The 23460-nt window shown below is 63.9% G+C and carries 18 protein-coding genes; 3 read left to right on the plus strand and 15 right to left on the minus strand.

The window, feature by feature from the left end:
• Positions 1-3 precede the first annotated feature (3 nt).
• Together EOD29_RS09690 and EOD29_RS09695 are read right to left on the minus strand one after the other, a co-directional pair.
• The gene (locus EOD29_RS09690; RefSeq protein WP_127246558.1) at positions 4-2082 is read right to left on the minus strand and encodes a hydantoinase/oxoprolinase family protein; all 2079 of its coding nucleotides are present in this window, start codon (positions 2080-2082) and stop codon (positions 4-6) included.
• An 87-nt stretch (positions 2083-2169) separates the two neighbouring features.
• Positions 2170-3075, minus strand: coding sequence for a LysR family transcriptional regulator (locus EOD29_RS09695; protein WP_095825766.1), 906 nt, complete (start codon positions 3073-3075; stop codon positions 2170-2172).
• Positions 3076-3185: 110 nt separating this feature from the next.
• Here EOD29_RS09695 and EOD29_RS09700 point away from each other — a divergent pair, with 110 nt between their 5' ends.
• A complete protein-coding gene (locus EOD29_RS09700; RefSeq protein WP_127246559.1) occupies positions 3186-4304 on the plus strand; it encodes an FAD-binding oxidoreductase in 1119 nt (372 codons plus the stop codon).
• Between the two features lie 360 nt (positions 4305-4664).
• On the opposite strand, the gene urtE is transcribed toward EOD29_RS09700, so the two are convergent.
• The 11 genes from urtE to EOD29_RS09750 all read right to left on the minus strand — a co-directional run bounded on the left by urtE (position 4665) and on the right by EOD29_RS09750 (position 17677).
• Complete coding sequence (urtE, locus tag EOD29_RS09705; protein WP_067327999.1) at positions 4665-5360, minus strand: urea ABC transporter ATP-binding subunit UrtE; 696 nt, start codon at positions 5358-5360, stop codon at positions 4665-4667.
• 70 nt (positions 5361-5430) lie between these two features.
• Positions 5431-6177: an urea ABC transporter ATP-binding protein UrtD gene (urtD, locus tag EOD29_RS09710; protein ID WP_127214271.1), complete on the minus strand. Its 747-nt coding sequence runs from the start codon at positions 6175-6177 to the stop codon at positions 5431-5433.
• Between the two features lie 6 nt (positions 6178-6183).
• Positions 6184-7407: an urea ABC transporter permease subunit UrtC gene (gene urtC / locus EOD29_RS09715; RefSeq protein WP_095830570.1), complete on the minus strand. Its 1224-nt coding sequence runs from the start codon at positions 7405-7407 to the stop codon at positions 6184-6186.
• Entirely contained in the window at positions 7404-9020 is a 1617-nt protein-coding gene (urtB, locus tag EOD29_RS09720; protein WP_127246560.1) for an urea ABC transporter permease subunit UrtB, read from the minus strand. The genes urtC and urtB overlap by 4 nt, the downstream gene beginning before the upstream one ends.
• A 114-nt stretch (positions 9021-9134) precedes the next feature.
• Positions 9135-10445, minus strand: coding sequence for an urea ABC transporter substrate-binding protein (gene urtA / locus EOD29_RS09725; protein WP_067327408.1), 1311 nt, complete (start codon positions 10443-10445; stop codon positions 9135-9137).
• A 1199-nt stretch (positions 10446-11644) separates the two neighbouring features.
• The gene (locus tag EOD29_RS09730; RefSeq protein ID WP_127246561.1) at positions 11645-13027 is read right to left on the minus strand and encodes a DUF6600 domain-containing protein; all 1383 of its coding nucleotides are present in this window, start codon (positions 13025-13027) and stop codon (positions 11645-11647) included.
• Positions 13028-13463: 436 nt separating this feature from the next.
• A complete protein-coding gene (gene guaA / locus EOD29_RS09735; protein WP_095825772.1) occupies positions 13464-15020 on the minus strand; it encodes a glutamine-hydrolyzing GMP synthase in 1557 nt (518 codons plus the stop codon).
• Positions 15017-15151 carry a hypothetical protein gene (locus EOD29_RS37830; protein WP_278103900.1) on the minus strand — a complete coding sequence of 45 codons (135 nt, stop codon included), beginning with the start codon at positions 15149-15151 and terminating at the stop codon, positions 15017-15019. The genes guaA and EOD29_RS37830 overlap by 4 nt, the downstream gene beginning before the upstream one ends.
• A 42-nt stretch (positions 15152-15193) precedes the next feature.
• Entirely contained in the window at positions 15194-15832 is a 639-nt protein-coding gene (locus EOD29_RS09740; protein ID WP_095825773.1) for a 5'-methylthioadenosine/S-adenosylhomocysteine nucleosidase, read from the minus strand.
• Positions 15833-15835: 3 nt separating this feature from the next.
• Positions 15836-16294, minus strand: coding sequence for a PaaI family thioesterase (locus EOD29_RS09745; protein WP_066989431.1), 459 nt, complete (start codon positions 16292-16294; stop codon positions 15836-15838).
• Positions 16295-16387: 93 nt separating this feature from the next.
• Positions 16388-17677, minus strand: coding sequence for an RsmB/NOP family class I SAM-dependent RNA methyltransferase (locus EOD29_RS09750; RefSeq protein ID WP_095825774.1), 1290 nt, complete (start codon positions 17675-17677; stop codon positions 16388-16390).
• Positions 17678-18008: 331 nt separating this feature from the next.
• On the opposite strand from EOD29_RS09750, the gene EOD29_RS09755 reads away from it, so the two are divergent.
• Entirely contained in the window at positions 18009-18686 is a 678-nt protein-coding gene (locus EOD29_RS09755) for an MIP family channel protein (protein WP_095781890.1), read from the plus strand.
• A 127-nt stretch (positions 18687-18813) separates the two neighbouring features.
• Here the strand turns inward: EOD29_RS09755 and katG are convergent, their stop codons facing one another.
• Positions 18814-21027: a catalase/peroxidase HPI gene (gene katG / locus EOD29_RS09760; RefSeq protein ID WP_095825775.1), complete on the minus strand. Its 2214-nt coding sequence runs from the start codon at positions 21025-21027 to the stop codon at positions 18814-18816.
• A 152-nt stretch (positions 21028-21179) separates the two neighbouring features.
• Between katG and EOD29_RS09765 the strand changes: the two genes are divergently transcribed.
• The gene (locus EOD29_RS09765; protein ID WP_127246562.1) at positions 21180-22088 is read left to right on the plus strand and encodes a hydrogen peroxide-inducible genes activator; all 909 of its coding nucleotides are present in this window, start codon (positions 21180-21182) and stop codon (positions 22086-22088) included.
• 153 nt (positions 22089-22241) lie between these two features.
• Here EOD29_RS09765 and EOD29_RS09770 read toward each other — a convergent pair whose 3' ends face one another.
• Positions 22242-23345 (minus strand): ionic transporter, encoded by a 1104-nt coding sequence (locus EOD29_RS09770; RefSeq protein ID WP_127246563.1) that lies wholly within the window; start codon positions 23343-23345, stop codon positions 22242-22244.
• Positions 23346-23460: the final 115 nt, after the last annotated feature.

The following is a 23460-nucleotide window of genomic DNA, read 5'->3' on the forward strand; positions in this document are numbered from 1 at the left end:
GCGTCACTCCGCGAAAGTCAGAACGAGATTAAGGTGGCGATCGACCCGCGCCTGCGTTCCGGCGGGGACGGCGAAGGTGGTATCTTCCTGGACCACCACCGCAGGCCCGTGAAACGCGCTGCCCGGCACCAGGGTCTGGCGGTCATGGAGGTCGATGGTCTCGACGGTCAGACCGGTGTAGACCGGCACCCGGCGCGCCGGATGGGTCGGGACGTCGATCTCCTCGGTCTCGGGGAAGGAGAGCGCCGGACCTGCGCCTATCGCGGACAGCCGAACATTCACGAGCTCGATCGCGCCGTCCGGATCGTGGAAGTCGTAGAGCTGCTCATGGGTACGGTGGAATGCCTGCTCGATCGCGGCCGCGTCGCCGTCCGCCAGCCATTGGGGCGAAAGGACGACCTCGATCTCATAGCTCTGGCCGAAGTAGCGCATGTCGCAGGAGAGTGTCAGTTGCTCGGCCGCATCGTGCCCCTGCGCCGCAAGCCAGTCGCGGCCCTCCTGCGCAAGCGCCTCGAAGGCCTCGCGGATTCCGGGAAGCGACGCGCCGGAAAGCGGGCTGAAGATGGTGCGGATGAAGTCCCCGCGCAGATCAGCCACCAGTCCACCCAGCGCCGATACCACACCGGGGCGGCGGGGCGCCATGACGCGCTTGATGCCGAGCTCGCGGGCCAGGAAGGCACCAAGCATCGGGCCGCCGCCGCCGAATGGCATCAGCGTGAAATCGCGCAGATCGACGCCGGCGCGCGAGGCGAGCTTCTCGACCTCGACGAACATTTCCGACACCGCGATGTCAAGGATCGCCTGCGCGGTCTGCTCGACCGGACGGCCGAGCCGCATCGCAAGTTCGCCGACCGCGCGATGCGCCAGTTGGGTCTCGATGCTGAGCTGGCCATAGGCCATCTCGCTATGGCCGAGCCATCCGCACACCACCATGGCGTCGGTCACCGTCGCCCGCTCGCCGCCACGGCCGTAGCATGCGGGTCCCGGCGTCGAACCGGCCGATTCCGGCCCGACCCGCAGCACTCCTTGCGCGTCGACGCTGGCGATCGAGCCGCCGCCGACACCGATCGAGCTCACCGACACGGAAGGGATATGGAGCGGAAATTCGCCGATCAGCTCGCCGGTGCCGAACTGCGGCTCGCCGTTTATGATGAGCGCGAAATCGGCCGAGGTTCCGCCGATGTCGAGGGTGAGAACCTTATCCTCGCCGGCCTGACGCGCCAGCCACGAGGCGCCGATGACGCCCGAGGCCGTTCCCGACAGCAGCATGTTCACGCAGGCGCGCTTGCCTTCGGCGGCGTTCATCAGCCCGCCGTTCGACTTCGTCAGCATCGGCCGGGCCGGCACGCCGCGATGCTTCAGCCGCTCTTCCAGCGCGGTCAGATAGCCGGAGACGCGCGGATGGACATAGCCATTGAGAATGGCGGTCGAGCTGCGCTCGTATTCGCGGATGACCGGCCACACCTCGGCGGAGGTGAAGACGAAGAGGTCGGGCGCCAGGCGCGCGATCGCCGCCTTTACCGAGGTTTCCTGCGCGGCGTTGCGCCAGGAATGAAGGAAAGACACGATGATCCCCTGCGCCCCGTTCGATTTCGCGGCCGCGACCGCGCTCTCCACCGCCGCCGTGTCGGGCGCCTGGGATTCATTGCCATCGGCGCGCATGCGGGCCGGAATGCCGAAGACCATGTCGCGCGAGATCAGCGGATCCGGCCGCGCGCAGAACAGCGAATACATGTCCGGCATGCGAAGCCGCGCGAGCTCGATCACGTCCTCGAAGCCGGCATTGGTGAACAGCGCCAGCGGCGCGCCCTTGCGCTGGATGATCGTGTTGATACCGACGGTCGTGCCATGCACGAAGCGCGTCATCTGGGTCGGGTCGAAGCCTTCGCGTTCGGCCAGCAAGGTGAGCCCCGTCATCAGCTCGGCACCCGGATCTTCCGGCGTCGTCAGCACCTTCAGCGAAGCGACGCGTCCGGAGTTTGCTTCGAGCGCGCAGAAATCGATGAATGTCCCGCCGATATCGACGCCGACCTTCCAGTCGGCCTTCTTCAGCGCCTCATCCGTCGCAGCGGCTCCATCCATGATGCGTCCCTTTCGGTCTGCTCGGAAACTCGCACGAGCGGACAGTCACGGTCCAAGATGGATGATGGGCAAGAATATAAGTCGTACTTATACCTTGACGCTATGCTCGCCGAGAACGGCGGAGCAGGCCGCACGGATGTCATCGCGCATCGTTTCGTCGGCCCTCGAAAGGGCTCGTGCGCGCGACGCGAGCAGCGCAATCGGGAATTCCGGGCCGCCCGCCAGCGGCCTGACAGCGAGGCCGGAAAACTGGCGCCACGGCAGCAGCGCGTCGACGAGAGCGACGCCCAGGCCGGCCTGGACGAAGCCGACCGCAGAGATCGAAATGTCGATCTCCAGCGACGGCGAAAGCGCCACGCCTTGCGCGCGGGCCGCGTGGGCCAGTTCGTCGGCGGGACGCGTGTTGCCGCGATAGGATATCAGTTCCTGCCCCACGAGATCAGCGAGCGTCAGCTCGGTTTTCTTCTGCAGCGCGTGTCCGCGCGGCAGCAGGCAGGCGAAGCCGACACTGCCGATCACCTCGGCCTCGATGTCGGGAGGCAGGCGGTCATCCATGGCCACGCCGAGGCTGGCATCGCCGGCGCGCAGCATGTCTACAATCGCGGCGATCGGCGCGCTATGGGAACGCAGCAGCATGTCGGGATGCTGCGCCCGAAATGCGGTGAAGGCGCGCGGCAATATCGCCATGGCCGGCGGCGGCGAGGCGGCGACCCGCACCAGCCCGGTCCGACCGAGACGCAGATCGGTGGTCTTGCGGCGCAGGCCGTCGAGCCCCGCCGACAGCCTCTCGGCATCGGGAAAGATCTCGAGTGCCTCAGGGGTCGGCCGCAGCCTGCCCTTGACCCGCTCGAACAGCGTGAAGCCGAGCTCGTCCTCAGTGTGGAGCAGTATTTGGCTGAGCGCGGGCTGGGAGATGTTCAGCATTCGCGCCGCGGCGGTCACGGTGCCCGCGCGCATGACGGCGATGAACACTTCGAGCTGCCGGGCCCGCATTCCTACTCCATAGGTCAAACTTATGGGTTTTATCCAAAGCCATCTTTGACGCATTGCCGCGGCGCCGACAAGATGGATCCAGGATCAGCCCTCTGCGCTAAGGAACGACAATGGATGTGATCGTGCTGGGCGGCGGCCTGATGGGGACAGCTTCCGCCTATTTCCTGGCCAGGCGCGGCGCCCGCGTGACGCTGGTCGAGCGCAACCGGATCGGCGGTGGAGCAACCGTCGCCTCCTTCGGCAACATCCGGCGCACGGGGCGTCATCTGCCGCAGCTTCCGCTGGCCCACCGCTCGCTCCGGCTGTGGGGCGAGGCCGAAAAAATGCTGGGGCGCGATGTCGAATTCCGCGCCACCGGTCACGTGCGGCTGATCTTCGACGAAGGCGGTCTCGCCGACATGCGCAGCTATGCCGAGGCGGCGCGTCCCTGGGGACTCGAGCTGGAGCAGCTCAGCCCGCGCGAGATCCGCGCGCGTTTTCCCGGCCTCGGTCCCGACGCGATCGCGGCGTCGTTCTCTCCGCATGACGGCAGCGGCAATCCGCGGCTGATCGCGCCGGCCTTCGCCGAGGCCGCCCGCAAGCTGGGCGCGAAAATCATCGACGAAGCTCGGGTCGAAAGGATCGAGCGGACCGACTCCGGTTTCCTTGTCGCCAGTTCAAAAGGCGCTTTCGCCGGCGAATGCCTGGTCAACACCGCCGGCGCCTGGGGCGCGCGCGTCGCCGCGCTGTTCGGCGAAGAGGTCCCGCTCGATGCCCGCGGTCCACAAATGGGTGTGACCGAGCCACTGCCGCACCGGATCCTGCCGGTGGTCGGAATCTGGACGCGCGACAAGGACTATGGCGCCTATCTGCGCCAGGTCGAGCGCGGCAACATCGTCTTCGGCGGCGCGGCCGAAAGAGTGTCGGTGGACCTCGATCCAGGCCATGCGGCCGCCGACCCCATGCGCCTGCCGACGCAATTGCGGGCCGTCGCGCGGCTGCTGCCGGCGATCGCGGAAGTCGCGGTCATCCGCACCTGGTCGGGCTGCGAAGGCTATGTCCGCGACATGCTGCCGGTCATGGGACGCTCGTCGACGACGCCGGGCCTGTTCCACGCCTTCGGCTTCAGCGGGCACGGCTTCCAGCTCGGTCCGGGTGTCGGCGACGCCATGGCCGAGCTCATCACGACTGGCGACTGCGAAACGGCCCTCGACGATTTTAGGATAGATCGCTTCAATCGCGGAGCCTGACGAGGCGAGTCGATCCCCTGGGCTCAGGCGTCCTTTGACGCGGAAGAAGGGAGCTTTCCATCTGTCCGAACGACGGCTTGTTGGGTGAGCAGAAAGGTCGCTTTCGGATGGCTCAGACTGGAGTTCGCCCCCAGCAAACCGCGGCCGCGGATTGGAGCGCGTGGGCGCTGCGCGACAAGCGATTCATAAGTGTCGTTGTACGAGCATTCCCCGATCGGCGATTCTTATCCCATGCTTTGCTCAGCCCTATCGGCTTAATGTCGAACGCAGGATGCCGCGCAGAACATGGCACGCTTCTACGGACTTTCCATCGAAACGACATTGTTTTGCGGCGCTTCGGCCAAAGGATGACGACTGAACCTAGACAGTAAGGAGCTTGCGTACATCGGGCCTGTCCAGATCCTCGGCGGGGCCGGTATGCACGATCTGGCCGCGATCCATGATGTTGACCTCGTCGGCAAGCTCGCGGCAGAAATCCAGATACTGCTCGACCAGAAGCACCGCGATCCCCGCCTGGTCGCGCAGATAGCGGATGGCGCGCCCGATGTCTTTGATGATTGATGGCTGGATGCCTTCGGTCGGCTCGTCGAGCACGAGCAGCTTCGGCCGCATCACCAGCGCGCGGCCTATGGCGAGCTGCTGCTGCTGGCCGCCGGACAAGTCGCCGGCGCGGCGGCCGAGCGTCTGCTTCAACCCTGGAAACAGCTCGAAGACATGAGCTGGAACGTTGCGGTCGGCGCGCTTCAGCGGTGCGAACCCCGATTCCAGATTTTCGCGCACCGTGAGCAGGGGAAAGATTTCCCTGCCCTGCGGCACGAATGCGATGCCCGACCGGGCGCGGTCATACGCCGCGCTCCGCTCGAGCGCTTTCCCCTCGAAGGCAACACTTCCGCTCGTCAGCCTATGATGGCCGACGATGGATCTCATCAGACTGGTCTTGCCGACGCCGTTGCGGCCGAGTACGCAGGTGATCTTGCCCGCGCCCGCTTTCAACGAAACGCCGCGCAGCGCCTGGGCGGCACCGTAATGGAGGGTGGCGTTGGAGACTTCGAGCATGGTCAGCCCCTTCTCCAGCACCTGAGGAAGGAAAGGTCGAAACGATGCAACGAGACCCGCCAGATCATGCTCAGCGCCCCAGATAGACTTCGACGACGCGTTCGTCGGCCGAAACGAAATCGAGCGTGCCTTCCGACAGCACCGAGCCCTCGTGCAGGCAGGTGACCTTGACGCCGAGCTCGCGCACGAAATGCATGTCGTGCTCGACGACGACCACCGAATGGTCGCGGGCGATGTCCTTGAGCAGGCGCGCCGTCTCCTCGGTCTCCGCATCGGTCATGCCGGCGACCGGCTCGTCGACGAGGAGCAGCTTCGGGTCTTGTGCCAGCAGCATGCCGATCTCCAGCCACTGCTTCTGGCCATGGCTGAGATTGGCGGCGACCTCCCCGCGCTTGTCGCCGAGGCGGATGATGCCGAGGATGTCGTCGATGCGCCTGGCCCCGGTCGGCGAGCCGCAATGGAAGAGCGCTGGAAAGATCGAGCGCGGCCCCTTCAGCGCCAGCATCAGATTGTCCTCGACGCTGTGGCTCTCGAAGACGGTCGGCTTCTGGAACTTGCGGCCGATGCCCATCATGGCGATCTCGGCTTCGTCATGCCGGGTGAGATCGACCTGACCGTCGAAGAATACCTCGCCCTCGTCCGGCCGCGTCTTGCCGGTGACAATATCCATCATCGTCGTCTTGCCGGCGCCGTTGGGTCCGATGATGGCGCGCATCTCGCCCTTGTCGAGCACCAGCGACAGGTTGTTGATGGCGCGAAAGCCGTCGAAGGAGACCGAGACGCCGTCCAGATAGAGGATGGTGTTCGACTTGCTCATGGTCGCTTACTCCGCCGGCTGCGGTTCGGGGCCGTTGGCCGACCACGCGCCCGGCGTTCTCGCCGCCGAGCGCTCGATCTTCGGCTGCGCTTCCGGCGGGTCGATGCCGGCTTTCGCGGCGAGCGAGGCCGCGCGCAGCGCCCTGGCCTTGCCGCGCCAGCTATCCCACATGCCGACCACGCCCTTGGGCAGGAACAGCGTTACGGCGACGAACAACCCGCCAAGCGCGAATAGCCAGAATTCAGGCAGCACGCCGGTGAACCAGGATTTGCCGGCATTGACCAGGAGCGCGCCGATAATCGGGCCGACGATGGTGCCGCGCCCGCCGACGGCGGTCCAGATCACCACTTCGATCGAATTGGCGGGCTCGAACTCGCCGGGATTAATGATGCCGACCTGCGGCACGTAGAGCGCGCCGGCGATGCCGGCCATGACGGCCGAGACGCTGAAGGCGAAGAGTTTTACATTCTCGGCCCGCCAGCCGAGGAAGCGGGTGCGGCTTTCGGCGTCGCGCACCGCCATCAGCAGCTTGCCGTATTTGGAGCGCACGATCGCCGCGGTGACAAAGACGGCGAACGCCAGCGTCACGGCGCTTGCTGAAAACAGCGCCGCGCGCGTCGCGTCGGCCTGGATGTTGAAGCCGAGGATGTCCTTGAAATCGGTCAGGCCGTTATTGCCTCCGAAACCCATGTCGTTGCGGAAGAAGGCAAGCAGCAGCGCATAGGTCATCGCCTGGGTGATGATCGAGAGATAAACGCCGGTGACGCGGCTGCGGAAGGCGAACCAGCCGAATACGAAGGCAAGCAGGCCCGGCACGGCCAGCACCATCAGCACCGCGAACCAGAAATGGTCGAAGCCGTGCCAGAACCAGGGCAGTTCCTTGTAGTTCAGGAACACCATGAAGTCTGGCAGGATGGGATTGCCATAGACGCCGCGCGAACCGATCTGACGCATCAGATACATGCCCATCGCATAGCCGCCGAGCCCGAAGAAGGCGCCGTGGCCGAGCGAAAGGATGCCGCAATAGCCCCAGACCAGATCGAGCGCGAGCGCCAGCAGCGCGTAGCAGAGATATTTCCCGACCAAAGAGACGATGTAAGGCGGAATGTAGAAAGCGCTTTGAGGCGACACCGCGAGGTTTAGCAGCGGCACGATGGCGGCCGCCGCCAGCAGGACGAGGATGGCGATCGCGATGCGCCGGTCGGCGCCGAAGAAGCGCTGCGTGATCATGCTTCCACCGCCCTGCCCTTCAGCGCGAACAGGCCGCGCGGCCGCTTCTGGATGAACAGGATGATCAGTACCAGCACGACGATCTTGCCAAGCACCGCGCCGGCGTACGGCTCGAGGAACTTGTTGACGATGCCGAGCGAGAAGGCGCCGACCAGCGTGCCCCAGAGATTGCCGACGCCACCGAAGACCACGACCATGAAACTGTCGATAATGTAGCCGCGGCCGAGATTGGGCGAGACGTTGTCGATCTGGCTGAGCGCCACGCCGGCGATCCCGGCGATACCTGAGCCGAGCGCGAAAGTCAGCGCGTCGACCCAAGGCGTCCTGATGCCCATGGATGCGGCCATGCGCCGATTGGCGGTGACGGCACGCATCTGCAGGCCCCAGGGCGTTCGCTTCATGACGTAGAGCAGCACACCGAACACCAGCAGCGCGAACACCAGTATCCACAGCCGGTTCCAGGTGATGGCCAATTGACCGATGTCGAACGATCCCGACATCCAGGACGGATTGCCGACCTCCTGGTTCGTCGGGCCGAAGACGGTGCGCACCGACTGCTGCAGGATCAGCGAGACGCCCCATGTGGCAAGAAGCGTCTCCAGCGGCCGGCCGTAGAGGAAGCGGATGACGCCGCGCTCGATGACGAGGCCGACCAGCGCCGAGACCAGGAAGGCGAGCGGCAGCGCGATGACCAGCGACCAGTCGAAGAGGCTCGGAAACGACGTGCGGATCACCTGCTGGACGACGAAGGTGGTGTAGGCGCCGAGCATCACCATCTCGCCATGCGCCATGTTGATGACGCCCATGACGCCAAAGGTGATGGCGAGACCGATAGCGCCGAGCAGCAGCACCGATCCGAGTGATATGCCGTACCAGATGTTCTGGCCGGCATCCCACAATGCCAGCGTCGAATTGATATGGCCGATCGCGGCGGTTGCCAAGTTCTTGACCGCTCCCTGCGCGCCAGCCTCAACGGAGGTCAGCAGGGAAAGCGCATCGCGGTCGCCGCGCGTCGCGATGGCCGAGATGGCGGCGAGCTTGTCGGCTTCCGGCTTGTCGGAAACCAGAACCGACGCCGCGCGCGCCTGCACGAACATCGTCTTGACGGCTGGGTCGGTCTCAGCAGCGATCGCGGCATCGAGCGGTTCGATATTCGCCGCGTCGGGCGTCTTGAACATGGTCGCGGCGGCGGCAAGGCGCACGCTCGCGTCCTTGGCGCGCAGCGTCAGCGTCCCCAGCGCGTCGCGTATGGCGCGGCGAAGACCGTTGTTGACCTTGATCTTGGTGAGATCGGCCTTGGCGGCATCGGCGGACTTGTCGCCGCTGAAAGGATCGAGCAGTTCGACACCGCTCGCCGCGTCCTCGCCGATGAAGACCTGCGAATCGGCTTTGCGAATATAGAGGTTGCCGTCGGCGAGCGCCGACAGCGGCCTTTCGACGGCCGGATCGCCGCTGGCCGCGAGCTCGCGCACGATGGCTTCCGTGGCCGAGAAATTAGTCGCTGTAGCGAACTTGGCTATTGCCGCGCGAAGATCGGCCTCGCCTGCCTTCGACGGCAGCAGGCTTGCCATCGTCAGCAGCAGCGTCAAGCCAATCGCGCGCAACAGGATCATCAGCTTCAGCGGATCTCGAACGTTTGAGGTTTCTGCCCGGGCGGGACGCGAAGGCCCGCCCGGGCCGCGGTCTCGGATCGCGGGGCCACGCGGCGACCCGACAGACCTGGGAGATCAGTTGGTGCCCTTGCCGCCGCACTTGCCGGTGGCGACGTTGAAGTTGCCGCAACTGAGGGGCGCGCGCCAATCGGAGATCAGGTTCTTGGAATCGGGCAGGTAGTCGGACCATTCGTCGCCCATCACAAGGCCGGGCGTTTGCGAGACGGTCTCGAACTGGCCGTCGGCCTGGATCTCGCCGATGAGCACCGGCTTCGTGATATGATGGTTCGGCATCATCGTCGAATAGCCGCCGGTCAGGTTCGGCACCGAGACGCCGACCATGGCGTCGATGACCTTGTCCGGATCGGTAGTACCGGCCTTCTCGACTGCCTTCACCCACATGTTGAAGCCGATATAGTGGGCTTCCATAGGGTCGTTGGTCGTGCGCTTGTCGTTCTTTATGAACTTGTGCCAGTCGTCGATGAACTTCTTGTTCTCGGGCGTGTCGACGCTCTCGAAATAGTTCCAGGCGGCGAGGTGGCCGACCAGCGGTCCGGTGTCGAGACCGGCCAGTTCTTCCTCGCCGACTGAGAAGGCCATGACTGGAATGTCCTCGGCCTTGATGCCCTGGTTGCCCAGTTCCTTGTAGAACGGCACGTTGGCGTCGCCGTTGACGGTCGAGATCACGGCCGTCTTCTTGCCGGCCGAGCCGAATTTCTTGATCGCCGAGACTTCGGTCTGCCAGTCGGAGAAGCCGAACGGCGTGTAGTTGACCATGATGTCCTCGGCCGGCACGCCCTTCGACTTCAGATAGGCTTCGAGGATCTTGTTGGTGGTGCGCGGGTAGACATAGTCGGTGCCTTCGAGCACCCAGCGCTTCACCGAGCCGCCATCGGCGCTCATCAGGTAGTCGACGGCCGGAATGGCCTGCTGGTTGGGGGCAGCACCCGTGTAAAAGACGTTGCGCTCGCTTTCCTCGCCCTCATACTGGACGGGGTAGAACAGGATGTTGTCGAGCTCCGAGAACACCGGCAACACCGATTTGCGCGACACCGAGGTCCAGCAGCCGAAGACCGCCGCGACCTTGTCCTTGGAGATCAGCTCGCGCGCCTTTTCGGCGAAGAGCGGCCAGTTGGAGGCCGGATCGACGACAACCGCCTCGAGCTTCTTGCCGAGCAGGCCGCCCTTAGCGTTCTGCTCCTCGATCAGCATCAGCATGACGTCCTTCAGCGTCGTCTCCGAAATCGCCATGGTCCCCGAGAGCGAATGGAGGATGCCGACCTTGATCGTGTCGTCGGCCGCTCTGGCGGGAGCCGATATCGACAGGCCGGCAGCGATCACGCCGGCCGAAAACAATTTTGTTATTGTCGAGAAATTGCCCCTCATATTGCACACTCCCAAGCTGGTTGTTTTGCATTGCAACATTGCGGTGCAAGCGACGTGCCAAACCTGACAGTCCAAAGTGCCGGGCAAAAAAATCGATCAGTTACAGTTGGTTATAATTTCAACTCAAGTTTTCAACGGCCGCTTCCGCTTCAAGGCGTTGTCAAATTTTGGGCTTCTGCCTCTATTTTCATCGCAATTTTCTATTGCGTGTTTTTAAATCGCCGTTTGCCTTCTGCCGACCCCCGTAGTCGCACGGCGAGAGATGTTGGGAATTGAAATCTTTGCGCCGCGGGCGGCTAACAAGTGAGGGACCCGGTCCGTCTCGGCGGCGGGCTTTTCCTATCTGGAGCAAATTGTAGACCGCTCGATTGGTGTCGTCGGTGACGCGAACCCATTGGGTCTCGTCTCGCCGGTCCTGTACGTGGCGGCCGGTCACCCATTCAGCGGCTTCTTTAGGTGAGGTGGTCCTCGCGTAGGCAATACTGCATCCGTCCCCGACATCGTTTCAACGGTGTAGCTGGTCACCGGAAAGCTCTTCAATAAAGCGCCGCCCATGCATTGAAAGAGCCCGACGGTGTGAGGGACGGCTCTTTTGTCGGGTCTCCTCTGATCAGCCCGTTCCAATCGGGCCCGATATGCCATCCCGACGCAACAGCGCCGCCCAGCTACCGAACTTCGACAAGGGGCGAAGGTCCCAGGAGTTGTTCACCGGCGGCTTTTGTCGAGTGCCGCCGCTCGACAGGCGCGCGACAGGTGAACGAAATAGGCCCTCCTGACGCGTTTTCTGCACCCCACTACCTCCGAAGGCTCACGCGCGTCCTAGCGAGGCTTCTGTGGCAAATGGCAATGGTTCCAACATCGCCCCGCCCGATTTCACATGCCCTTCGCTTCGGCAGCGCAGACCAGCCGTCAGCGGGTTGGCGATAGCGCGTGAATTTCTCCTCGAGCGCCACGACTGCTTCGCCCTTGCTGCGTTCAGTGGCCCGCCCACCGACATGCGCGCGCCGGCCGCCGAACATTGGTCATGACGGTCCAGAACAACGTCCCGGCACTGGGCCCATCCGCCGCCAAGGATCCGACGCTATCGGAGCCGAGGAACGTCGGGGAGAATCGCAGAGACTCGGACTGCAAAGACGAGTGTCGCTGACTCGCCCCGGGTAACTCCGGCGGCTGTGCAATCGACTTTCCTTCGCGGCCGCCTAGCAGTTCGCGTCAGTCTGCGGATCGCACGCCTTGTTTTTCTGGCCCCGTGACTTGGGCTTGGCCGCCTGCTCGGGCTCGGCCTGCTGCTGCTCGGCGGCGGGCTGCTCCCTCGCCTTCCGTTTCTCAGGCTTGGCCGCCTGTTCCGGCTCGGCCTGCTGCTCGGCGGCGGGCTGCTTCTTGGCCTTCGGTTTCTCAGGCTTGGCAGCCTGTTCCGGCTCGGCCTGCTGCTCGGCGGCTGGCTGCTTCTTGGCCTTCGGTTTCTCAGGCTTGGTAGCCTGTTCCGGCTCGGTCTGCTGCTGCTCGGCGGCGGGCTGCGTCTTGGCCTTCGGCTTCTCGGGCTTGGCCACCTGTTCCGGCTCGGCCTCCTGTTCGGCGGCGGGCTGCTTCTTGCCCTTCGGCTTCTCAGGCTTGGCGGCCTGTTCCGGCTCGGCCTGCTGCTGCTCGGCGGCGGGCTGCTCAGGCTTGGCGGTCTCTTCCGGCTCCGCCCCATCGGCCCTTGCGCCTTCGGTCGGCTTCGATTTACGGCCAGCCTGAACCTGCTTCACCTGCTCGATGTCCTTTAGCTTAGCTGGTTTTGCCTTGGGGTCGGCTTTCACCTCACCTTCGAAGACCGCGACCGTGTCATTTTCCAATTTGCCGGACTGCTCGGGCGCGTCGGTCTTGCTGACCTTGACGGCAGTCACATTCTGGTCCGTCTCCTTTTCGATCACATCAACATCAATGACTTTGTTGACCACCACGTTGTTCTGGATGGTCACGTCGCCGGCCGGCTGGGCCGCCTCGACAATCCGCACAAACTCGGACCTATCACGGATAACGGCGACAGAAACGTCGGCAGCAAGGAATTCGCGGCTAGGGACTACCACCCAGTAATAATCCGGCGTCGTGTCGAAGGTCACCTCGATTGAAATCAAGTCCGGATCACGGCGCGGCGGCAGCGGAGCCCAAATGATGTGCTCCCTGTCACGACGCCAAGTTACCCATGCTGGCGCCCAGCGAGTGCCCGGAACCCAGTACCAGCCGATATCGTCGGCATAGCCCCACCGGCCGTAATGGTACGTCGCCCAGCCGAATGGCTCGTCGGATACCCAGAGCCAGCCATACTCCTCTGTATAGACCCAATGGCCCAGGGTATACGGGCGCCAATCGTCAGGTACATCAACTGGCACGAAAACGGTCGCTCCATGATACGAGACCCAATCGCCATGGGACGACAGGTCTTCGTAGAATGTGCTGATCGAAACCTCGGTGGCGGCCCTTGCCTGCGACACTAGCGAGAATGGTGCAATCGGGTTGGGGATATCAACGACCGTAAGCAGACAGGCGGTTACGCCGCCCAGCATCAGCCGTACCGCATTTTGGGCAAGGACGCGTTTCATCCCAGTCTTCCTCCGAAACAGATGCGCCCTTCATCTTGAAAACTCGCCGGCAATCGGATTGTTCCGCCTTGCTCCCGCCAGGGCTCGTGGACCTTGCAAATGGTAGCTATGGCGAGCCATTGAACGTAATCGCCCGATGGCCGAACTTCGCGGAAGCTTAAAGTACCGTCATCAGGTTTTGAGGGCTGATTTGCAGAATTTACCTTTAGTTTTCAGCTGCTTGGCGTGGAAAAAGGTGACCGTCAGAAGCCCTCTATGACGTGACGGTACTGTCAAAAATCATCGTGGCAATGTGGGTGAGGTCCGGCAACCGGTACGGCACCTCCAAACGACGCACACCGATAACCGGCGAAAATTGCCGGCCAAAACTACTTTTTATCTCAGTGACTTAGATCGAACTCTAGCGCAATTTCAGCGGTGTTCGGATGGGCCTGAATCATTCCCACTCGATGGTGCCCGGGGGCTTCGACGTAACGTCGTAAACGACGCGATTGATGCCTTTCACCTCGTTGATGATGCGGGTGGCGGCGGCGCCCAGGAAGTTCATGTCGTAGTGGTAGAAATCGGCCGTCATGCCGTCGACCGATGTGACAGCGCGCAGCGCGCAGACGAATTCGTAGGTGCGGCCGTCGCCCATTACGCCGACGGTCTGCACCGGCAAGAGCACGGCGAACGCCTGCCAGATGGCATCGTAGAGGCCGGCCTTGCGGATCTCGTCAAGGTAGATGGCGTCGGCCTCGCGCAGGATCTCCAGCTTCTCGCGGGTGATGCCGCCCGGGCAGCGTATGGCAAGGCCAGGACCCGGGAACGGATGGCGGCCGATGAAGCTTTCGGGCAAGCCGAGCTCTCGGCCCAGCGCCCTCACCTCGTCCTTGAACAACTCGCGCAGCGGCTCGACCAGCTTCATGTTCATGCGTTCGGGCAGGCCGCCGACATTGTGATGCGACTTGATCGTCACCGACGGGCCGCCGGAGAAGGAGACGCTTTCGATGACGTCGGGATAGAGCGTGCCCTGCGCCAGGAAGTCGGCGCCGCCAAGTTTCTTCGCCTCTTCCTCGAACACCTCTATGAACAGGCGGCCGATGGTCTTGCGCTTCTTTTCCGGATCGCTCTCGCCTTCCAGCGCCGAAATGAAGCGGTCGGAAGCGTCGACCAGGATCAGCGGCAGGTTGTAATGCTGGCGGAACATCTCCACCACGCTTTTCGCCTCGTCCTTCCGCATCAGGCCGTGGTCGACGAGGATGCAGGTCAACTGATCGCCGACCGCCTCGTGGATCAGGAGCGCAGCGACCGAGGAATCGACGCCGCCTGATAGCGCGCAGATCACCTTGCCCTTGCCGACCTGCTTGCGGATCGCCTCGACCGCCTGCTCGCGATAGGCAGCCATGGTCCAGCCCGTGCTGAGGCCGGCGATATGGTGGACGAAGTTGCTCAGCAGCTTCGCGCCGTCCGGGGTATGGACGACCTCGGGATGGAACTGCACCGCGTAAAACTTCCGTGCCTCGTCGGCAATCGCTGCGAAGGGCGCGCCGGTGGAGGTGCCGACGATCTTGAATCCTTCCGGAATGGCGGTGACGCGATCGCCGTGGCTCATCCAGACCTGATGACGCGTGCCCCTGGCCCAGACACCGTCGAACAGCGCGCAGTCGTCCTCGATCTCCAGGAAGGCCCGGCCGAACTCGCGGTGATGGCCGGCCTCGACCTTGCCGCCGAGCTGAGCGCACATCGTCTGCTCGCCATAGCAGATGCCGAGCACCGGAATGCCGGACGAAAAGACCTCGTCGGGCGCGCGGGGCGAGCCGATGTCGACGGTCGAGTGCGGACTGCCCGACAGGATGACGGCCTTCGGCCGGATGCGGCGGAAGCCCTCCGCGGCTGACTGGAACGGAACGATCTCGCAGTAGACCCCGGCCTCGCGCACGCGCCGCGCGATCAGCTGCGTGACCTGGCTGCCGAAGTCGATGATGAGAACGGTGTCGGGATGTGTCGTCATGGCGAGCCTTTAAAGAAAGAACCGATTCGGCGCAATGGTGCGCGTTGCGGCGTTCGGTCCTTGCCAAAACGCCTAAAGCGCGTCGCGTCGAACGGGCCCAGGCGACGAGCTTCAAGTTTCATCTGATGCATGTCGTTCTCCCAAAACCGCTGCGCACTTTTGGGCGACATGCATTAAGTAAGGCCGATCGCGCCGGACGCAATCGCCTGCTCTAGCAGACCTATCGCCGCCGCCAGCTTCTCGTCGATGACGTGCAGATACTCGGTCCAGTCGCCGACATGCCTGAGATCGACCGCGCCGTCGGAAATACCGCGCAGGCCGATCAGCGGCACGCCGAACAGCTGGCAGGCGCGCAGGCAGGCGAAGGTCTCCATGTCGACCATGTCGGCGTCGATCGCGTCATAGGCGGCCCCGGTGACGATGGCGCCTCCGGTCGACAGCGTCGCGGTCCTGATGCCGGGAATGACGAAGGGCAGCGGCACCGTCACGGGCAGGTCGAGGAACGGCGTCGCGCCCTTCGCGAAGCCGAGCGGCGAAGCGTCGATGTCGCGGTAACTCACCGACACGGCCTGGTAGATTTCGGTCTGTTCGAGCGTTCGGCTTCCCGCGGAGCCTAGCGACACGACGAGATCCGGCAGCGCATTCTCGGCCTTCAACGTGGCGAGCTCGGCGCCGAGGCGCACGGCGGCCTCGACCGGGCCGACGCCGGTCATCAGCGGCGTGAACCGCTTTTTGAGATGCGGACCGTATTCGGCCTCGGCCGCCATGACGAAGAGGACGGATTTTTCCCCTAACCGCGCAACGCTGGCCATGGATCACCCCTCGATGCCGTCGCGGCCAACCACCGTCATCATTGTGCCGGTCATGGTGGCGATCAGCTTGGCCTCGCCATCGGCGGCGAAAGCATAGGCCTGGCCGTCGGCAACAATGATGGTGCGGCCTGGCTTGGTCACCGAGCCGCGGAACAGGAAGCGCTCGCCCTTCCCCGGTGCGAGCAGGTTGACCTTGAATTCGATGGTCAGCACGCTGGAATTCTGCGGCATCAACGAGAAGGCGGCATAGCCGCAGGCCGAGTCCAGCGCGGTCGAGATGACGCCGGCATGCAAGAAGCCGTGCTGCTGGGTGAGCGAAGGGGCATAGGGCATCTCGATCTCGATGATGCCGGGCGTGACCAGCGTCAGCTCCGCACCGATGGTGGCCATGGCCTTCTGGCGGGCAAAGGAAGTCCTGACGCGATCCTCATAATCGGGAGCGGGTACGATTTTGGCTGCCATGGCCTTCGCCTCATTTTTGCTGGCGAAGCTTATTGCAGAGGCAGGCAGGACAGGCAATCGCTTATGTTGCAGCGCAGCAAATGCCGGCCGCCCTCATGCGGCCCTGCGCAGGGCGTGGAAATAGAACCCGTCAGTGCCACTGAGCGCCGGCGACAGTGAGATGCCACCGGCTTCGCCAATACGCGCAGCGCCCTCGTGGCCGGGGAAACGGCCGTCCCAGAGCTGGCGGTGGTCGACCGGCGCAAAATCGCCGTGGCGCTCGCGGAAGGCGGCGACCTGCTCGCCGTTTTCGGCATCGAACACCGAGCAGGTGATGTAGACGAGCAGCCCGCCGGGCTTCACGAAAGCCTGCGCCATGTCGAGGATCGCCTGCTGCTCACCTTTGCGGGCATCGAGCTGTCTGTCCGTCAGCCGCCACTTGGCGTCCGGGCGCCGCCGCCAGGTGCCGCTGCCGGTGCAGGGCGCATCGATCAGCACGAGGTCCATGTGACCGGTGAGCGGCGCGAGTTCCGCAGGCTTGCTGACGACCTGGATGTTGCGGCTGTGCGCGCGGCGGATGCGCTCGAAGATCGGCGCCAGCCGGACCTTTTCCGCATCATGGGCGAAGACCTGGCCGCGATTGTCCATCTCTGCCGAAAGCGCCAGGGTCTTGCCCCCGGCGCCCGCGCAATAGTCGAGCACCTGCATGCCTGGCTCGGCGCCGGCGAGCGCTGCTGCAAGCTGCGAGCCCTCGTCCTGCACCTCGAACCAGCCTTTCTGGAAGGCGGGCTCGGCCTGGACGTTCGGATGCCTGCCGTCGCCATTGATCGGCGGGATGCGAATGCCGTGCGGCGCGATTGCGGCAGGTGCTGCACCGGTGCCCTGGAGTTCCGCCAGCACCTTGCCGCGGTCTGCCTGCAGCGCATTGACCCTGAGGTCCAGCGGCGGGCGCATCGCGAGAGCCGCGCCCTCTTCGACCCAGTCATCGCCATAGGCGTGCTCGAGAAGCGGCGCGCACCAGTCCGGAACATCGGCCCGCACGGCATCCGGCGCATCGGCGAGCCTGCCGGAGGCTGCCGCTTTCAGTTCGGCGGCGCTGAGCAGCGGCGGCGCGAATTTGTCGCCGTCGAGAGCGTCATTCAGCGACCGCGCCGTCGGGCCCCATTCCAGCAGCAACGCGCCGAAGCCGATGGCGCGCGGCGTCTCCTCGCCGAAGAGCCAGCCGGCCGAGCGCTTGCGGCGCAGCGCGTCGTAGACGATGTTGCCGATCGCCGCGCGGTCGCCGCCACCGGCAAAGCGGTGCGACAAGCCCCAGTCGCGCAAGGCGTCGGCCACCGGCCGATGCCGCCGGCCGATGTCTTCAAGCACTTCGATGGCCGCCGCCAGCCTTCCGCCCAGTCTCATTCCTGCTTCCGTCTATCGTTGCTTCCAGCCCTGCTCTTAGAGCCTTTCCGGCTCCGATTGAAACACTTCTCTTGCGGTGAAGCCAAAACGACCTGTCCCATGCCATCGTCCATGCAACAGGCGGAAGGTTCTTTTGCGGCAGTCGGCGGTCAGCGGATAACAAGAAAAACGCCTCGCACATGAAACTTCTCTAATGTCTTGACTGGCGGATGCAAAGCAAGACCACTGGCTTAACACTCAGCTTTCCAAGTTTTGCCGGCAGGAATACTCTTTCGCCTGTGATTCGCGACGCGGAAAACGCGTTTTGGCGGATCCCTATGAGGAGAGGGCAATGAAGACTTATCTGGCAGAAGTTCTAGGCACGTTTCTGTTGGTGTTCATAGGCACGGCCTCCGTGGTCACGGGCGGCTTCGGCGGCGCGCTGCCGCTCGGACAGGAAGGGATCGGCCTGGCGTTCGGCATCGGCCTGATCGCCGCGGCCTATGCGATCGGCCCGATCTCGGGCGCGCATCTCAATCCGGCGGTGACGCTCGGCGTGTTCCTTGCGGGGCGGATGCCGGCGAGGGAAGTCGTGCCTTACTGGATCGCGCAGATCATCGGCGCCATCATCGCTTCGCTGGCGCTGTGGATCATCGTCACCGGTCAGGCCGGCGGCCACACCGGGGGCTTCGGCGCAAATGGCTGGGACGAGGCGAAATGGGGCATCAGCTCGGCCTTCCTGTGGGAGCTGATCGGCACCTTCACCTTCGTCACCGTCATTCTCGGCGTCACCAACGCCAAGCACATGACGGCCTTTGCCGGCCTGGTGATAGGCCTAACGCTGGCAGGGCTCCACTTTGCCATGATCCCGGTGACGGGCACTTCGGTCAATCCGGCGCGCTCGATTGGCCCGGCGCTGTTTTCGGGCGGCGCGGCGCTCGGCCAGCTCTGGCTGTTCATCGTCGCGCCACTGATCGGCGGGGCGATCGCCGGCATCGTCGCCAAGACTGGCATCTTCGAAAAAGACTGATACGTAATGCAAAAGGCGCGGGCATGAACCCGCGCCTTCTCTTTGGGAGGATGAGACCTTTCAGTTTCGCTCCGTGCGCTTTAGTTGCCTTTATCCCGAAACCGGTTCCCGCTCTCGGGAGACATGCTTACTTTGCGACCAGTTCGAAGCGGTCGAGATTCATCACCTTCGTCCACGCCTTCACGAAGTCCTTGACGAACTTCTGCTTGGCATCCGCCGAGCCGTAGACCTCGGCCAGCGCACGCAATTGCGAGTGCGAGCCGAAGATCAGGTCGGCGCGGGTGCCGGTCCACTTGACTTGCTTGGTCTTGCGGTCGCGCGCCTCATAGACCTCATCCGAGTCTGGCTCGGAGCCGGCCGCCGGATCCCAGATGGTCGCCATGCTGAGCAGGTTGATGAAGAAGTCGTTGGTCAGCGTGCCCGGCCTGTCGGTGAACACGCCGTGCTTTGAGCCGCCATAATTGGCGCCGAGCACGCGCAGGCCGCCGACCAGCACCGTCATTTCCGGCGCCGTCAGCGTGAGGAGCTGCGCACGGTCGACCAGCATCGCTTCGACGGACATGGGCAGCCTGCCGCGGACATAGTTGCGGAAGCCGTCGGCCCTCGGCTCGAGTGCCGCGAAGGATTCGACATCGGTCTGCTCCTGCGAAGCGTCCATGCGGCCTGGCGTGAAGGGCACGTTCACCTCATTGCCGCCGTCCTTCGCGGCCTTCTCGATCGCGGCGGCGCCGCCGAGCACGATCAGGTCGGCGAGCGAGATCTTCTTCTCACCAGCCTGCGCCGCGTTGAACTCCTGCTGGATGGCTTCGAGCTTCGCCAGCACCTTCGAAAGCTGGGCCGGCTGGTTGACTTCCCAGTCCTTCTGCGGGCTGAGACGGATGCGGCCGCCATTGGCGCCGCCGCGCTTGTCCGAGCCGCGGAAGGTCGAGGCCGAGGCCCAGGCAGTTGAGACCAGTTCAGGAACCGTGAGGCCGGAGGCCAGGATCTTCGCCTTCAGCGCGGCGATATCCTCTTCGCTGACCAGTTCGTGGTCGATCGCCGGAATCGGATCCTGCCAGATCAGCTCTTCCTTCGGCACGAGCGGGCCGAGATAACGAACCACCGGGCCCATGTCGCGATGGGTGAGCTTGAACCAGGCGCGGGCGAAAGCGTCGGCGAACTGGTCCGGGTACTGGTGGAAGCGACGCGAGATCTTCTCATAGGCCGGATCGAAGCGCAGCGCGAGATCGGTGGTGAGCATGGCCGGAGCATGACGCCTGGAGGGATTGTGCGCGTCCGGAACCGTGCCGGCGCCGGCGCCGCCCTTCGGCGTCCACTGATTGGCACCGGCCGGGCTCTTCGTCAGCTCCCATTCGAAGTTGAACAGGTTGTCGAAGAAATTGTTGCTCCATCTGGTCGGCGTCGTGGTCCAGGTGACTTCCAGGCCCGAGGTGATGGCGTCGCCGGCAATGCCGGTGGCATGTTTGCTCGACCAGCCGAGGCCCTGCGCTTCGATGCCGGCACCTTCCGGCTCCACGCCCACCAGCGAGGCATCGCCGGCGCCATGGGTCTTGCCGAAGGTGTGGCCGCCGGCGATCAGCGCCACGGTCTCTTCGTCGTTCATGGCCATACGGCGGAAGGTCTCGCGGATGTCGCGGGCCGCGGCGACCGGATCCGGCTTGCCGTTCGGGCCTTCCGGGTTGACGTAGATCAGGCCCATCTGAACGGCGCCGAGATGGCCCTGCAGTTCACGGTCGCCGGAATAGCGCTGGTCGTCCAGCCACTTCGTTTCGGAGCCCCAATCCACGTCCTGCTCCGGCTCCCACACGTCGGCGCGGCCGCCGGCGAAGCCGAAGGTCTTGAAGCCCATCGATTCCAGCGCGACGTTGCCGGCAAGGATCATCAGGTCGGCCCAGGAGATCTTGCGGCCGTATTTCTGTTTGACCGGCCACAGCAGCCGGCGTGCCTTGTCGAGATTGGCATTGTCCGGCCAGCTGTTCAGCGGCGCGAACCGCTGCTGGCCGGCACCGGCGCCGCCACGCCCGTCGCCGATGCGATAGGTGCCGGCACTGTGCCAGGCCATGCGGATGAAGAGCGGTCCGTAATGGCCGAAATCGGCCGGCCACCAGTCCTGCGAGTCGGTCATCACATGGTGCAGGTCCTTGATCACGGCATCGAGATCGAGGCTCCGGAATTCGGTGGCGTAGTTGAAATCCTCGCCCATCGGGTCCGAGAGGTTCGACTGCTGATGAAGAACGCCAAGGTCGAGCAGATTCGGCCACCAATCCCGATTGGTCCTGCCGGCGGATCCATGCGCCACGGGGCATTTGCCAGCGCTGTTGTCGTCGGTTTTCGCGTCCATCTTACTCTCCAGGGTTTTGATTTTTCCGAGATTGATTCTGCGCAGATTTCGGGGCCGGCCAGCGGCCGCGCCAATCTGGAATGATTCCAGCCTAGGCCGGCTTGGCGATAAAGACAAATTGCCTTTCCTGTTCGTTTTGATAAGCTTTCCTTATGATCGGCCTCACCGTGCGACAGATGCTTTATTTCGACGCGCTGGCGCAGACGCTGCATTTCGGCCGCGCCGCGAAGCTTGCCGGCGTCAGCCAGCCGGCGCTCTCCGCCCAGATCGCCGAAATGGAAGAGCGGCTGAACTGTCTTCTGTTCGAGCGCGGCGGCAAGGCGGTGCGGATGACGGACGAAGCACTTGTGCTGCAGCCGCGCATCGAGCGCATTCTTGCCGATATACGTGACGTCGAGACAACCGCCCGGCGCGGCCGCCCTGCGATGGAAGGCCGCTTCCGGCTGGGCATCATTCCGACCGTAGCGCCCTATCTCCTGCCGTGGGTCCTGCCGGAACTAAAGAAGCATTACCCGGGCCTGCAGCTCGAACTGCGCGAGGCGGTGACGGCATCGCTGGTCGAGGACAATGTCTCGGGCAAGCTCGACGCTTTCATCGCCGCGCTGCCGCTCGACTATCCGGGGCTTGTCACGGAAGAGCTCTTCCCGGACCGCTTCTTCCTTGCGGTGCCCGCCGGCGATCCGGCTTTCGCCTCGCCGCCCGTGCCGCCGGAAAGCCCGGCGCTGGAACGGCTGATGCTGCTCGAGGAAGGTCATTGCCTGCGCGAACAGGCTCTGGCCGTCTGCGGCAATGTTCGGCCGGTGGCGATGGCAAGCTATGGCGCCACCAGTCTCACCACGCTCTTGCAGATGGTGGCGCATGGGCTGGGCGTGACGCTGGTTCCGGAAATGGCGGCAAACGCCGCCGGCGTCATGCCGGACCTCAAGATCGTGCCGTTCCAGGAGCCGATGCCGCAGCGCATGATCTGCCTCGCATGGCGGCGCAACAAGGTGCGCCAGGACGAATGCGTGGAACTGGCAAAGATCATACGGGGATTGGATCATGCGGTGCTGGCGAGCTGACCCTGGTTTCTGAGCTTTGCCCAATCCCAGTTCTCAGCCAACGCCCGTATCGGAAGCTTCTGCTGCTTACCGGAGCTAACGCTGCCCGCTTCGAAAATCCGATAGTGCGGGTCCCAACCTCGAGTTCTCTATCCCTCGTTCGATTGCAAGCCTTCACGGCACAAATATGAGAAATACGTAGGTAAAGAACACCACAATATGAACCATTCCGGTCAGGAATGTCGTTCTTTCGGTGCTGAAGCTTACGCTGCAAATGAAAAGCGCCAGGGCCAAAAGTACCGCATCAGCCGCCGGAAGCCCAAGGGTCAACCCTCGGCCTGTCAGCAGGCTGGCGGCCGCCACCGCCGGTATCGTCAGACCGATGGTGGCGCAGGCCGAACCCATCGCAACGTTGAGGCCGCGCTGCAGCTCATTGTTGAGCGAGGCGCGAACCGCCGAAATGGCCTCCGGCATCAAAACCAGCCCGGCGATCATCGCTCCCACGATACTGTCGGCCTGGGTCACCTGGTAGGCAACGAGCGTGTCCTCGACACCGGCGGCGACCTGCTCGGCCAGCATGACGATGCCGATCAGCCCGCTCAGCAGCAGCAGAACGCCGAGAGAAAGGCTTTCGTGAAGGGCAGTTCGCATCGAAACGTCGTGCGCCTGTTCCTGGACGAAGTCGTCCCGGTGCCGAACGGTCTGGGCGAACACGAAGCTTGCATAGAGCAGCACCGAAAGGACGCTCACAAAACCAAGCTGGCCCGCCGAAAACGTGCCTGGATCCGTCGTCTGGGTGTAGGTCGGCAGGACAAGCGTCATGACAGTCAGCGCGATCAGAACCGCGAGATACGCGCTGGTCCCTTGCCGAACGATTGCCTGCTTGCGATGACGCCAGCCGCCAAGCGTGAGACACGTACCGACGACGCCGGTAGAGATAATCATCACCGTCGAGAAAACGGACTCGCGCGCCAATGTCGGGTTGTTCTCTCCATGCAGCATCATGGAAACGATGATCGACACTTCGATTGCCGTCACGGCAAAGGTCAGCACCAACGTCCCGTACGGCTCCCCCACGCGCCGGGCCACTGCCTCGGCGTGGTCGAGCACCACGAAAATGGTGATGAACATGATCGCACTCGAAAGCGCTCCAACGACAATCCTGATGTTCAGCGAACCTTCGTCCACCGAAAGGCCGCTGGCTCTGACCGCGACAGCCGTCACCAGGGCGGCCAATGGCATCGTGTAGGAAGTCACCGACCGCGCGAAACCAGTCATTGAAGCCCCTGCGTTTCCGCGAATTTAGCGGAAAAGCCTGTGGGAAGCACCCCAGCCGACATCATTGCGAAGTGGACGGACCGATCGCCCGGCGTTCGACTTCTTCCGGGAAGCC

It is taken from the genome of Mesorhizobium sp. M1A.T.Ca.IN.004.03.1.1 (assembly GCF_003997555.1).
Taxonomy (GTDB): domain Bacteria; phylum Pseudomonadota; class Alphaproteobacteria; order Rhizobiales; family Rhizobiaceae; genus Mesorhizobium.

Excerpts from the sequence above, each read along its gene's own strand:
- EOD29_RS09690 (WP_127246558.1), bottom strand. The coding sequence starts at position 2,082 with ATGGATGGAGCCGCTGCGACGGATGAGGCGCTGAAGAAGGCCGACTGG.
- EOD29_RS09695 (WP_095825766.1), bottom strand. The coding sequence starts at position 3,075 with ATGCGGGCCCGGCAGCTCGAAGTGTTCATCGCCGTCATGCGCGCGGGC.
- EOD29_RS09700 (WP_127246559.1), top strand. The coding sequence starts at position 3,186 with ATGGATGTGATCGTGCTGGGCGGCGGCCTGATGGGGACAGCTTCCGCC.
- urtE (WP_067327999.1), bottom strand. The coding sequence starts at position 5,360 with ATGCTCGAAGTCTCCAACGCCACCCTCCATTACGGTGCCGCCCAGGCG.
- urtD (WP_127214271.1), bottom strand. The coding sequence starts at position 6,177 with ATGAGCAAGTCGAACACCATCCTCTATCTGGACGGCGTCTCGGTCTCC.
- urtC (WP_095830570.1), bottom strand. The coding sequence starts at position 7,407 with ATGATCACGCAGCGCTTCTTCGGCGCCGACCGGCGCATCGCGATCGCC.
- urtB (WP_127246560.1), bottom strand. The coding sequence starts at position 9,020 with ATGATCCTGTTGCGCGCGATTGGCTTGACGCTGCTGCTGACGATGGCA.
- urtA (WP_067327408.1), bottom strand. The coding sequence starts at position 10,445 with ATGAGGGGCAATTTCTCGACAATAACAAAATTGTTTTCGGCCGGCGTG.
- EOD29_RS09730 (WP_127246561.1), bottom strand. The coding sequence starts at position 13,027 with ATGAAACGCGTCCTTGCCCAAAATGCGGTACGGCTGATGCTGGGCGGC.
- guaA (WP_095825772.1), bottom strand. The coding sequence starts at position 15,020 with ATGACGACACATCCCGACACCGTTCTCATCATCGACTTCGGCAGCCAG.
- EOD29_RS37830 (WP_278103900.1), bottom strand. The coding sequence starts at position 15,151 with ATGCATCAGATGAAACTTGAAGCTCGTCGCCTGGGCCCGTTCGACGCG.
- EOD29_RS09740 (WP_095825773.1), bottom strand. The coding sequence starts at position 15,832 with ATGGCCAGCGTTGCGCGGTTAGGGGAAAAATCCGTCCTCTTCGTCATG.
- EOD29_RS09745 (WP_066989431.1), bottom strand. The coding sequence starts at position 16,294 with ATGGCAGCCAAAATCGTACCCGCTCCCGATTATGAGGATCGCGTCAGG.
- EOD29_RS09750 (WP_095825774.1), bottom strand. The coding sequence starts at position 17,677 with ATGAGACTGGGCGGAAGGCTGGCGGCGGCCATCGAAGTGCTTGAAGAC.
- EOD29_RS09755 (WP_095781890.1), top strand. The coding sequence starts at position 18,009 with ATGAAGACTTATCTGGCAGAAGTTCTAGGCACGTTTCTGTTGGTGTTC.
- katG (WP_095825775.1), bottom strand. The coding sequence starts at position 21,027 with ATGGACGCGAAAACCGACGACAACAGCGCTGGCAAATGCCCCGTGGCG.
- EOD29_RS09765 (WP_127246562.1), top strand. The coding sequence starts at position 21,180 with ATGATCGGCCTCACCGTGCGACAGATGCTTTATTTCGACGCGCTGGCG.
- EOD29_RS09770 (WP_127246563.1), bottom strand. The coding sequence starts at position 23,345 with ATGACTGGTTTCGCGCGGTCGGTGACTTCCTACACGATGCCATTGGCC.